General features: G+C 71.1%; 13 protein-coding genes. 6 read left to right on the forward strand and 7 right to left on the reverse strand.

Annotated elements, in window-relative coordinates; genetic code table 11:
- The 4 genes from glyS to ACK5F2_RS13150 all read left to right on the forward strand — a co-directional run.
- Window positions 1–1,498 (forward strand): glycine--tRNA ligase subunit beta (glyS, locus tag ACK5F2_RS13135; protein WP_409865263.1); only part of this gene is annotated, 1,498 nt, incomplete at its 5' end.
- A gap of 10 nt (window positions 1,499–1,508) precedes the next feature.
- Entirely contained in the window at window positions 1,509–2,162 is a 654-nt protein-coding gene (gmhB, locus tag ACK5F2_RS13140) for a D-glycero-beta-D-manno-heptose 1,7-bisphosphate 7-phosphatase (RefSeq protein ID WP_409865265.1), read from the forward strand.
- A 32-nt stretch (window positions 2,163–2,194) separates the two neighbouring features.
- Window positions 2,195–2,938 (forward strand): lysophospholipid acyltransferase family protein, encoded by a 744-nt coding sequence (locus tag ACK5F2_RS13145; protein WP_409865286.1) that lies wholly within the window; start codon window positions 2,195–2,197, stop codon window positions 2,936–2,938.
- 14 nt (window positions 2,939–2,952) lie between these two features.
- The gene (locus ACK5F2_RS13150) at window positions 2,953–3,723 is read left to right on the forward strand and encodes a M48 family metallopeptidase (RefSeq protein ID WP_409865267.1); all 771 of its coding nucleotides are present in this window, start codon (window positions 2,953–2,955) and stop codon (window positions 3,721–3,723) included.
- A gap of 264 nt (window positions 3,724–3,987) precedes the next feature.
- Here ACK5F2_RS13150 and ACK5F2_RS13155 read toward each other — a convergent pair whose 3' ends face one another.
- Window positions 3,988–5,148 carry an MBL fold metallo-hydrolase gene (locus ACK5F2_RS13155; RefSeq protein WP_409865269.1) on the reverse strand — a complete coding sequence of 387 codons (1,161 nt, stop codon included), beginning with the start codon at window positions 5,146–5,148 and terminating at the stop codon, window positions 3,988–3,990.
- A 57-nt stretch (window positions 5,149–5,205) separates the two neighbouring features.
- On the opposite strand from ACK5F2_RS13155, the gene ACK5F2_RS13160 reads away from it, so the two are divergent.
- A complete protein-coding gene (locus ACK5F2_RS13160) occupies window positions 5,206–5,646 on the forward strand; it encodes a MerR family transcriptional regulator (protein ID WP_409865272.1) in 441 nt (146 codons plus the stop codon).
- Window positions 5,647–5,661: 15 nt separating this feature from the next.
- Here ACK5F2_RS13160 and ACK5F2_RS13165 read toward each other — a convergent pair whose 3' ends face one another.
- Entirely contained in the window at window positions 5,662–6,336 is a 675-nt protein-coding gene (locus ACK5F2_RS13165) for an alpha/beta hydrolase (RefSeq protein ID WP_409865273.1), read from the reverse strand.
- A gap of 47 nt (window positions 6,337–6,383) precedes the next feature.
- Here ACK5F2_RS13165 and ACK5F2_RS13170 point away from each other — a divergent pair, with 47 nt between their 5' ends.
- The gene (locus ACK5F2_RS13170; RefSeq protein ID WP_409865274.1) at window positions 6,384–6,692 is read left to right on the forward strand and encodes a YciI family protein; all 309 of its coding nucleotides are present in this window, start codon (window positions 6,384–6,386) and stop codon (window positions 6,690–6,692) included.
- Here the strand turns inward: ACK5F2_RS13170 and ACK5F2_RS13175 are convergent.
- The 5 genes from ACK5F2_RS13175 to ACK5F2_RS13195 form a co-directional block, all read right to left on the reverse strand.
- Window positions 6,689–7,012 (reverse strand): YkgJ family cysteine cluster protein, encoded by a 324-nt coding sequence (locus ACK5F2_RS13175; protein ID WP_409865276.1) that lies wholly within the window; start codon window positions 7,010–7,012, stop codon window positions 6,689–6,691. The two genes, ACK5F2_RS13170 and ACK5F2_RS13175, sit on opposite strands and share 4 nt — an antisense overlap.
- Before the next feature lie 110 nt (window positions 7,013–7,122).
- Window positions 7,123–8,802, reverse strand: coding sequence for a bifunctional hydroxymethylpyrimidine kinase/phosphomethylpyrimidine kinase (locus ACK5F2_RS13180; protein ID WP_409865278.1), 1,680 nt, complete (start codon window positions 8,800–8,802; stop codon window positions 7,123–7,125).
- Window positions 8,803–8,805: 3 nt separating this feature from the next.
- The gene (locus ACK5F2_RS13185) at window positions 8,806–9,603 is read right to left on the reverse strand and encodes a thiazole synthase (RefSeq protein WP_409865280.1); all 798 of its coding nucleotides are present in this window, start codon (window positions 9,601–9,603) and stop codon (window positions 8,806–8,808) included.
- 1 nt (window position 9,604) lies between these two features.
- On the reverse strand, window positions 9,605–9,823 hold the full coding sequence (gene thiS / locus ACK5F2_RS13190; protein WP_409865282.1) for a sulfur carrier protein ThiS: 219 nt from the start codon (window positions 9,821–9,823) through the stop codon (window positions 9,605–9,607).
- The coding region (locus tag ACK5F2_RS13195; RefSeq protein ID WP_409865284.1) for an FAD-dependent oxidoreductase at window positions 9,808–10,266 on the reverse strand (459 nt) is incomplete at its 5' end. The genes ACK5F2_RS13195 and thiS, both read right to left, overlap by 16 nt.

Raw genomic sequence — 10,266 nt, forward strand, 5'->3', positions numbered from 1 at the left:
CGTGGAGCGCCTGGTGATCGAGTCGGCCGACAGCTACGCCGCCCAGCTGCGCGAGCAGGGCGCCGTCATCGCCAGCTTTGCCGAGCGCCGCGCCGAGATCGTGGCCCAGCTCAACGCGGCCGCCGCCCAGCAAGGCCTCAAGCCCATCGAGGACGAGGCCCTGCTGGACGAGGTCTGCGCCCTGGTGGAGCGGCCCAATGTGCTGAGCTGCCAGTTCGAGCCCGAGTTCCTGGCCGTACCGCAGGAGTGCCTCATCCTCACGATGAAGGCCAACCAGAAATACTTCCCCCTGCTGGACGCGGCCGGCAAGCTCACCAACCAGTTCCTGGTGGTCTCCAACATCCGCCCGGCTGACGCCAGCGCGGTGACCGGCGGCAATGAGCGCGTGGTGCGCCCGCGCCTGTCGGACGCCAAGTTCTTCTTCGACCAGGACCGCAAGAAGAGTCTGGCCGAGCGCGTGGGCGGCCTGGCCAAGGTGGTCTACCACGGCAAGCTGGGCAGCCAGGGTGAGCGGGTGGAGCGCGTGCGCGCCATCGCCACCGCCATCGTGGCGCAGCTGGGCGGCTCGGCCACCCTGGCCGCCGAGGTGGACAGCGCGGCCCGCCTGGCCAAGGCCGATCTGCTCACCGATATGGTGGGCGAGTTCCCCGAGCTGCAAGGCATCATGGGCGGCTACTACGCCCGCCACGATGGCTTGAGCGAGGCCGTGGCCTTCGCCATCGAAGACCATTACAAGCCCCGCTTCGCCGGCGACGAGCTGCCGCGCAACGAAGCCGGCCTGGTCGTGGCCCTGGCCGACAAGCTGGAAACCCTGGTGGGCCTGTTTGGCATTGGCCAGCTGCCCACCGGCGACAAGGACCCCTTCGCCCTGCGCCGCCATGCCCTGGGCGTGGTGCGCATGCTCTCCGAGCGTGCCCCCGGCCTGGCCCTGGACGCCCTGATCCGTGCCGCCCTGCCGGCCTTCGGCGCCCTGATCCAGGACCCGAGTGCGCCCCTGGCCGACTTTGTCTTCGACCGCCTGGCCGGTTCCCTGCGCGAGCAGGGCTACAGCGCCCAGGAGGTGGATGCCGTGCTGGCCCTGCGTCCGCAGCGCCTGGCCGAGGTGGGCCAGCGCCTGTCGGCGGTGCGCGCCTTCGCGGCCCTGCCCGAGGCGGCCTCGCTGGCGGCCGCCAACAAGCGCATCGGCAATATCCTCAAGAAGGTCGAGACCCCGGTCGAGGCCAAGGTGGACGAGGCCCTGCTGCAGGAGGCTGCCGAGCAGCATCTGGCCACGGCCCTGCGCAATGTGCAGCCCCTGGCGGATGGCCTCTTCCACACGGGTGAGTACGCCGCCTCGCTGCGCGAGCTGGCCGCGCTCAAGGGCCCGGTGGACGCCTTCTTCGATGGCGTGATGGTCAATGCCGAGGACCCGGCTCTGCGCGCCAACCGCCTGGGCCTGCTCAAGACCTTGCACGAGTCCATGAACCGGGTGGCCGATCTGGCCCGCCTGGCCGCCTGAGGACGCAGCCATGCCCACCCGCGCCGAGCACCACGGTCACAGCATGAAGCTGGTCATCCTCGGCCGGGACGGCACCATCAACCAGTACCGCGACGACCATGTGAAGTCCACCGACGAGCTGCAGCCCCTGCCCGGCGCGCTGGAGGCGGTGGCCCGGCTCAACCATGCCGGCTGGCACACGGTGATGGCCACCAACCAGCCCGGCATCGGCCGCGGCCTGCTGGACATGGCCTCGCTCAACGCGGTGCATATGCGTCTGGCTCAGCTGCTGGCCGAGAAGGGCGGGCGGCTGGATGCCGTCTTCTTCTGCCCGCACACGCCCGAGGATGGCTGCGCCTGCCGCAAGCCCCTGCCGGGCCTGATCGAGCAGATCGGCGAGCGCTTTGGCGTGGATCTGGCGGGCGTGCATATGGTGGGCGCCAGTCTCAGAGACTTGCAGACCGCCCAGGCCGCAGGCTGCGTGCCGCACCTGGTGCGCAGCGACCGCCTGGGCAAGCTGGACGAGGAACAGCTGCAGGCCCTGGTGGCCCAGGTGCCCGGCAGCCGGGTGCATGCCAATCTGGCGGCCTTTGCCGAGCACCTGATCCAGGAGGAGCGTCGCGCCCGCGCCGAGGCCCGCGGTGAGGCCCTGACCCCCGACACCCGTCCCGGAGACCTGACTTGACGCTTGTCTACGCGCTGCGCTCGGCGCTGTTCATGCTCTGGATGCTGCTGACCGTGGTGCCGGTCGCGATCGCGGCGCTGCTGCTCTCGATCTTTGTGCGCGGCAATCCGGTCTACTGGACCTGCATCTTCTGGCTGCGGCTCGCCATCCACGGTGCCCGCATCCTCTGTGGCGTGCGTTGGCGTATCCAGGGCATGGAGAACCTGCCCACGGCCGCCGAACGGACCTCGGCGGTGATTCTGCTCTCCAAGCACCAGAGCACCTGGGAGACCTTTGCCTACCCGACCCTGATGACGCATCCGCTGGCCTATGTGTTCAAGCGCGAGCTGCTCTACATCCCCTTTTTCGGCTGGGCCATGGCGCGCATGGACATGATCCATATCGATCGCAGCAAGCGCAGCGAGGCCTGGGCCAAGGTGGCCGCCCAGGGCAAGCGTCTGGCCGCCCAGGGGCATTGGGTCATCATGTTCCCCGAGGGCACGCGCACCGCGCGCGGCCAGGTGGGCGAGTACAAGACCGGCGGCACCCGGCTGGCGTTAGAAACCGGCGTGCCCGTGGTGCCCATGGCCGCCACCTCGGCGCGCTGCTGGCCGCGCCGGAGCTTTCTGCTGCGCCCCGGCGTGGTGGACATCTCCATCGGCAAGCCCATCTCGCCGCTGGGGCGCGAGCCCGGCGAACTGATGCGTGAGGTCCAGGGCTGGATCGAGTCTGAGATGCAGCGGCTCGATCCCGAGGCCTATGGCCACACGCTCGACCCGAGTCCGCAGCGCGCCTGAGGCGGTCCTCGGCCATGTCCCTGACGCGCCGTCTGCGTTCCCTGCTCAGGCCCGAGGCCCCCGCGCTCGGCACACCGGTGCGGCGCGAGTTGCTGCTGGAGGCGGGGCCGCTGCATTACGAGCTGCGGCATGCGCCGCGCCGCTCCATCGGTTTCACCATCAGCCCCTCGGGGCTCAAGGTCAGCGCGCCGCGCTGGGTTGCGCAGGCTGAGATCGAGGCCGCTCTGCGAGGCAAGCAGGACTGGATACTGCGCAAGCTCGATGAACAGCGCGACCGCAGCCACCGCCAGCAGGCCGCGCGCGTGTTGTGGGGCGAGGGCGGGCAGCTGCCCTATCTGGGCCAGACCCTGACCCTGAAGCTGGGCGGCCTGGCGCGCTATGCGCCGGAAGCCCGCGAGCTGCATCTGGGTCTGCCCCAAGAGGCTGGCGCCGCCCAGGTGCGCGATGCCGCTCTGGCCTGGTTGGCCGGTCGGGCCCGGGCGCTGTTCGAGCAACGTTGTCGACATTACGCGGTGGCCCTGTCGGTGCGTTACACCCGGCTGTCACTGAGCCAGGCCCAGACCCGCTGGGGCAGCGCCAGCGCCAATGGATCGATCCGGCTGAGCTGGCGCTTGATCCACCTGGATCCCGAGTTGATCGACTATGTGGTGGTGCATGAGCTGGCCCATCTGCACGAGATGAACCACAGCCCGCGCTTCTGGGCCGTGGTGGCCTCGGTCATGCCGGACTACGAGTCCGCACGCCAGCGCCTGCGCGAGGCGGCCCTGCCGACGCTGGAGCTCTGAGGGCCCCGTGCTGGCGCGGCTTCCTACTTCTGGGGGGATTGCCCTGGGGCCCTGGGGCAAGCACACTCCCGGCCACGTGCTGTCATCACGACGCATCTGAGGTGGCCGGTCACACCGCCACCTTCCGGTAGCCCGCCAGCCCTTGAGGCCAGCCCCACGGCGCCGAAAAGCAGATGCCCGAAGGCTCAGCCCGCCGCCACCGCGACTGCCGGTGGCGGCGGTCGCTGACTTCTCAATCCCAGCCCTTGATTTCCTGCCCGGCGCTCAGGCGATGCTGAAGCGGTAGATGCCGTCTTCGCCGCGCTCGCGTCGCAGCCTGCCGTCCAGCCACAGCGCGTTCAGGTGCGCCACCGACTCGCCCATGGCGAAGGTGGTCTGGTGCAGATCCAGCTTGCGCTTGAACAGCAGGTCCAGCAGCTCGGCCGCGTGGCAGGGCTTGGCGCGGCAGGCGGCCAGCACCTCGTCCAGACGCTCGGCATGGTGCTCGCGCAGCTGATCGATGCGGGCATGCAGGCCCCGGAACGGCTTGCCATGGGCCGGCAGCACCAGGGTGCTGTCGGGCAGGGCCAGCAGGCGCTCGAGCGAGTCCAGATACAGGCGCAGGGGATCGGCCTCGGGCTCGACATCCACCACCGAGACATTGGTGGAGATGCGCGGCAGCACCATATCGCCCGAGATCAGCACCCCCAGGCTCTCGCTGTACAGGCTGATGTGCTCCGGCGCATGGCCGTAGCCCACCAGGCAGCGCCACTCATGCGCGCCGATGCGCAAGACCTGACCGTCCATCAGGCGACGGTAGGCTGCGGGCACCTGGGGCACCATGCTGGGGTAGTAGCTGGCGCGGCCGCGGATCTTGGCCAGCGAGTCCGGGTCCGTCAGGCCATGGCTGCCAAAGAAGGCGGCCGCGGCCTCGCCGCCCATGCCCACGGTGGAGCCGCTGGCCACGCGGGCCCGGTGGTAGTCGGTGGCGCTGATCCACAAGCGGCACTCATGGTTGGCCCCCACGCTTGCGGCTGTGCCGCTGCGCTGCCCCCCGAGGGGGCTGGCCGCGCCTTGGGGCGGCCCGGCGGCGCGTCCGCTCCACTTCTCGGTCAGCCAATGCGCCAGGCCCATGTGATCGGGGTGGAAGTGCGTGACGATCACGCGCAGCACCGGCAGGCCGTCCAGATGTCGGGCGAAGATCTGTTCCCACTGGGCCTGGCTGGCCTCGTTGTGGATGCCGCAGTCCACGATGGTCCAGCCCTGGACCTTGCCGTTCGGGCCCTCGATCTCGTCGCGCAGCAGCCAGAGGTTGATGTGGTCCAGGGCGAAGGGCAGGGCCATGCGCACCCAGCGCAGGCCCGGGGCCAGCTCCAGCACCTCGCCCGGCGCGGGCAGGGCCTCGCCCAGGGGATAGCTCAGTTCGGATTCGCGCGGATTGGCCATGGCGTCGGCTGCCTTAGACTTACGTTTACGTTAACGTCATATTACAAGCCTGCCGCCATGTCCCCTGACACCGATGTGACTGCCAGCACGACCCCGGCCGGCGAGGGGCGCCTCTACACCATCACCGAGCTGGCCGCGGAGTTCGACATCACGCCCCGCGCCATCCGCTTCTACGAGGACATGGGCCTGCTGGAGCCCGGGCGCGCCGGCCGCAACCGCGTCTATACCCAGCGCGACCGCACCCGGCTCAAGCTCACCCTGCGCGGCAAGCGCCTGGGCCTGAGCCTGCAGGAGGTCAAGCAGCTGATCGATATGTACGACTCGGCTTCCGACACCGTGCCCCAGCTCAAGGCCTTTCTGGAGGTGCTGGGCCAGCACCGCCGCCAGCTGGAGCAGCAGTTCGACGATCTGCAGATCACCCTGGCCGAGATCGCCCAGCACGAGGAGCGCTGCCAGCTCCTGCTGGCCGAGGCCCAGTCCGGACACAAGCCGGCCTAAGCACGGCGCCCGCCCTCAGCCCAGCACGCGCAGCAGCCAGGCCTCTAGGGCCTCGATCTCGTCCGGGTGAACCTCGTGGCCCATGGCGTAGTCCTGCCATTGCACCGTGTAGCCCAGGCGCAGCAGCTCCTCATGGGCGGCCTGGGCCCGGGCCAGGGGCACGACCGCGTCGTTGCGGCCATGGGCCAGGAAGAGGGGCGTGGCCTGATTGGCCGCGCTGCGCTCCGCCTCGGTCGTGGCCAGCAGGGGCAGATAGCCCGACAGCCCGACCAGACCGGCCAGGCGTTTGCCGTAGCGCAGGCCCGTGAGCAGGCTCATGGCGCAGCCCTGGGAGAAACCCATCAGCACGATGCGCTCGGGCGCCACGCCACGTTCGATCTCGCGCTCGATGAGCGCCTCCACCGCGGCCTGGGAGCGGCGCAGGCCCTCCGGGTCTTCGCGCTGATCCAGCGCGGCGTCGCGGATGTCGTACCAGGCCCGCATGGGATAGCCGCCGTTGATGGTGACCGGAATCACCGGCGCATGCGGCAGCACAAAGCGCAGGCCGGTGCCACCGGCCAACAGGGGGCGCAGATCCAGGGCCTGGCAGACCGGCTCGAAGTCGTGGCCATCGGCCCCCAGGCCGTGCAGCACGATGATGCTGGCGCTGGGGTTTGCCTCGGTTTGCAATTCCAGGGTTTCGAGTGTCATGCTGGGGCCTTCGTGATGAAGCCCTCATCCTAGCGAGGCCGCCCGCCATGCCGCACTTCCTGCTCCGTCTTGATCCGGTCCGGCCCGATTTGCCTGCTACCGGACCCACCCAGGCCGAGGCCGAGGCCATTGCTGCCCATCTGGGCTATGTGCAGCGCCTGATGGAGCAGGGCGTCCTGCTGATGGCCGGCCGCAGCCAGGTGCTGGAGCGGGAGGCCTTTGCCCTGATGCTCCTGCAGGCTGATACCGAAATGCAGGCCCGCGCCCTGATGCGGGCCGATCCCGCCGTGGCGCAGGGCGTGCTCAGCGGGGAGCTCCATCCCTTCCAGATCACACAGTGGCGGGCCCTGTCCTAGGCCCGGAACTCCAGCGCCGGCAGTCCATGCCGGGCGCGGGCGCGCTGGCATTGGGGCTGACCGGGCTGGAGCTCGTCGCAAGGGGGCGGGCGATGGGCGTAGACGCCGCAACTCACCGCGCGGCCGATCTCGCCTTGCAGTGCCACACAGCGCGGCGCACCGTGCTCGGTGCCGCGCATGCATAGCTGCCGCGGTCCAAGCGGGTGCAGCAAGGACTCATCCAGACTCGGAGGTGTCTCGGCCCAGTGGAAGCTCACGCGGTAGCTGGCGCAGCAGGCGCCGCAGCTGAGGCAGGGGTTGCTGGATTCAGGCTCGGACATGGCAGGCAGGCTGCGCGGGCCGGTGTGCCGCGGACCCGGGGCGTAGCGCCCGCCCGGCGGCCCTCGGCCGCGCTCGCAGCAGGAAGGACTGGAACTTGCGGGGGCGGACTTTAGCCCAGTCCGGCTTTCCCCGCCTCCAGCCGGCCTTGCGCGAAGGCCTGGGCATGCTGCTGCCAGGCTGCGGGCCCCTCGGCCAGGGCGCGCACCACGCAGCTGGCGCTGGCGCCCTGGGCGGCGGTGGCCTGCGTCTGGGCGGGGCTCAGCAGGCCGCCGATAGCCACCACCGGTCGCCCCGCCATGCGGCACCACCAGCCCAGCTGGGCCAGACCTTGCGGATGCCAGGGCATGTCCTTGGTCCGGGTTGGCCAGACCGGGCCGCAGGCGATGTAGCTCGGAGCCAGAGCCCGGGCACGCGCCAGCTCCCAGAGGCTGTGGCTGGACAGACCCAGGCCCAGCTCGCCGGCCGCCACCCCCGCCAGCAGCTGCTGGCGTTCCTGCGGCAGCAGTGCTGCCCAGTCCTCCTGGCCCAGATGCAGATTGCTAGCGCCTTCGGCCAGGGCGAGCCGCCAATGGTCATTGATCCAGAGTCGGCAAGCCCCCGCTTGCCGCAGCGCCAGGCGCAGGGCGGCGGGCAGGTCCGCGTCATCGCTGCGGGTCTTGATGCGCAGCTGCAGATGGGCGAACTGCCCCGAGGCGGCCAGGGCCTGGATCTGCGCGGCCGCTTCGGTGATGCCGTACAGGCCCGGCGCAAAGTCCGTGCCGGGCGTGGCCGTGTCGCGCAAGACCTGGACCCAGCGGCCAAGGCTGCTGCAGTCCAGCGCCTCCTCATCGTCCTGGCTCATCAGGGGCATGGCTTGAGCGTTGGCGATGAAGTGGGCCGTGGCGCGCACCGGCCCGGCGCCGGCACCGGCGGCATGGCCCTCGCGCACCGCCTGCCAGCTGAGCATCTTGGCCAGGACCAGGGCGTCCGGCAGCACAAAGCCGCGCGCCAGTGCGGCGGCGGCGGCGCTGGCGAAGCTGCAGCCACTGCCATGGTGGTGCAGGGAGGGCAGGCGCGGCAGGGCCAGCCAGCCGCACACCGGCCGGCCGGCCTGGGGCAGCCGCGTCTGCACCCAGTCCAGGGCCAGCTCGCCCGAGCCGGCCAGGGCCCGCTCGTCGCCCCCGGTGATGCACACGGCCTGGGCGCCCCGCTGCTGCAGGCCGCGCGCCAGGGCCGGGATGGACAGGCTGTCAGCGGGCACGCCCAGCAGGCGCTCGGCCTCGGCGCGGTTGGGGGTGAGCAGGGTGCAGCGGGGCAGCAGCTGCTCCCGGTAGGCCTGCAGCAGGGCTTCATCGGCAAAGGCCGCGCCGCCCGCCGTGGCGCCCAGCACGGGGTCCACCACCAGGGCCACCTCGGCTTGGCCCCGCAGGCGGTCCAGCACCTCGACCAGGGCCTCGATGGCCGCCACGCTGGCCAGCAGGCCGGTCTTGATGGCGCGTGGCGGCATGTCGGCTTCCAGGGCCTGCAGCTGGGCCCGAATCTGCGCGGCAGGCAGGGGGTAGACGGCTTGCACGGCGCAGGAGTGCTGGGCCGTCACGGCGGCCACCACGGGGCACAGATGCACGCCCAGGGCCGCGGCGGCGCGCGTGTCGGCGCTCAGCCCGGCACCGCCGCCGCTGTCGGTGCCCGCCAGGCTCCAGATCAGCGGCGGCTGCGGGTCCAAGGTCCAGTCGGGCAGCTGGGTCAGGCTGGCCTCGGGCGCCTGGGCCCAGGGCGTGGGCAGGCTGGGGTGGGGGTAGCTGAGTCTCATGTTTCAGCCCAGCACAAAAGCATGACCCGACACCGGGGTGGAGGCCACGGCAAAGTCCTGCGGCGCCATCAGGCCGGCGCGATAGGCCTGGCGACCGGCCTGCACCGCGTCGCGGAAGGCCCCGGCCATGGCCACCGGGTCGCGGGCCTGGGACACGGCGCTGTTGAGCAGCACCGCATCAAAGCCCAGCTCCAGGGCCTGGGCGGCTTGCGAGGGCGCGCCCAGGCCGGCATCGATGACCAGGGGCACATCGGGCAGGCGCTCGCGCAGGCGGCGCAGGCCGGCCAGGTTCTGCAGGCCCTGGCCCGAGCCTATGGGCGCGCCCCAGGGCATGAGCAGGGGGCAGCCGGCGTCTTCCAGCAGGCGGCGGCCCAGGATCAGGTCCTCGGTGCAGTAGGGGAAGACGGTGAAGCCCTCCTTGACCAGGGTGCTGGCCGCAGCGAGCAGCTCGAAGGGATCGGGCTGCAGGGTGTGATCGTCACCGATCACCTCCAGCTTGACCCAGCGTGTGCCATAGAGCTCGCGCGCCATCTGGGCCAGGGTGACGGCCTCACGCGCGCTGCGGCAGCCTGCCGTGTTGGGCAGCAGACGCGCGCCCTGGGCCTGGGCGGTGGCCAGGGCCTGGGCCACAAAGCCGTTGTCCCCGGCCTGCAGGGTGCGCTTGAGGCCCACGGTCAGCACCTGGGTGCCCGACGCGCGGATCGCGTCCTGCAGCACCTGGGGGCTGGGGTAGCCGGCGCTGCCCAGAAAGAAGCGGCTGGACAGGGTCTGGCCATCGATGATGAGGGGATCCGGGCTCATCTCAGCCTCCGACAATGGGTTTGAAGAGCAGGACCTGGTCGCCATGGCCCAGCACGGTGCCAGTCCTTGCCTCGCGCGGCACGAACAGGCCGTTCAGCGCCGTGGCCACGCTCTCGGGCGCGCGCTGCTGCAGCGCCAGCAGGGCGGCCAGGGTGGTGCCGGCGGGCACTTCCAGGGGCTGTTCGTCCAGATGGATGGTGATGCTCAAAGGGCGTTGCATGAAGACTCCAGCGTGGCCAGGCCGCTGGCGGCCAGCAGGCCCTGCACCAGGGCGGGGGCCAGCAGCCAGCCGTGGCGGTACAGGCCGTTCAGGCGCAGCAGGCCAGGCTCGTGATGGGTGAAGGGCAGGTTGTCGGGCAGGGCGGGGCGCAGATTGCGGTCCAGCCGCGTGATGCGCGCCTCGGCCAGGGCCGGCAGCACGCTGTGGGCCGCGGCCATCAGCTCCACGGCGGTCTGCAGGCTCACGGGGCTGCGGTCCTCGCTCTCGATCTCGCTGGCGCCCAGCAGCAGCTCGCTCTCGCTGCGGGGCACCAGATAGACGCCGCGGTAGCGCGGGTGCAGCAGGCGCAGCGGCCGGTGCAGGCCGTGGCCGGCCAGCTGCAGCCAGACCGTCTCGCCGCGCACGCCGCGCAGGGGCAGGGGCGGGCGGGCGCCCAGGCCGCG

Origin of the sequence: Roseateles sp. (assembly GCF_046300915.1) — a bacterium.
Taxonomy (GTDB): Bacteria; Pseudomonadota; Gammaproteobacteria; order Burkholderiales; family Burkholderiaceae_C; genus Kinneretia.

Excerpts from the sequence above, each read along its gene's own strand:
- ACK5F2_RS13180 (WP_409865278.1), bottom strand. The coding sequence starts at position 8,802 with ATGAGACTCAGCTACCCCCACCCCAGCCTGCCCACGCCCTGGGCCCAG.
- ACK5F2_RS13150 (WP_409865267.1), top strand. The coding sequence starts at position 2,953 with ATGTCCCTGACGCGCCGTCTGCGTTCCCTGCTCAGGCCCGAGGCCCCC.
- ACK5F2_RS13170 (WP_409865274.1), top strand. The coding sequence starts at position 6,384 with ATGCCGCACTTCCTGCTCCGTCTTGATCCGGTCCGGCCCGATTTGCCT.
- ACK5F2_RS13185 (WP_409865280.1), bottom strand. The coding sequence starts at position 9,603 with ATGAGCCCGGATCCCCTCATCATCGATGGCCAGACCCTGTCCAGCCGC.
- ACK5F2_RS13165 (WP_409865273.1), bottom strand. The coding sequence starts at position 6,336 with ATGACACTCGAAACCCTGGAATTGCAAACCGAGGCAAACCCCAGCGCC.
- ACK5F2_RS13160 (WP_409865272.1), top strand. The coding sequence starts at position 5,206 with ATGTCCCCTGACACCGATGTGACTGCCAGCACGACCCCGGCCGGCGAG.
- thiS (WP_409865282.1), bottom strand. The coding sequence starts at position 9,823 with ATGCAACGCCCTTTGAGCATCACCATCCATCTGGACGAACAGCCCCTG.
- ACK5F2_RS13155 (WP_409865269.1), bottom strand. The coding sequence starts at position 5,148 with ATGGCCAATCCGCGCGAATCCGAACTGAGCTATCCCCTGGGCGAGGCC.
- ACK5F2_RS13145 (WP_409865286.1), top strand. The coding sequence starts at position 2,195 with ATGCTCTGGATGCTGCTGACCGTGGTGCCGGTCGCGATCGCGGCGCTG.
- gmhB (WP_409865265.1), top strand. The coding sequence starts at position 1,509 with ATGCCCACCCGCGCCGAGCACCACGGTCACAGCATGAAGCTGGTCATC.
- ACK5F2_RS13175 (WP_409865276.1), bottom strand. The coding sequence starts at position 7,012 with ATGTCCGAGCCTGAATCCAGCAACCCCTGCCTCAGCTGCGGCGCCTGC.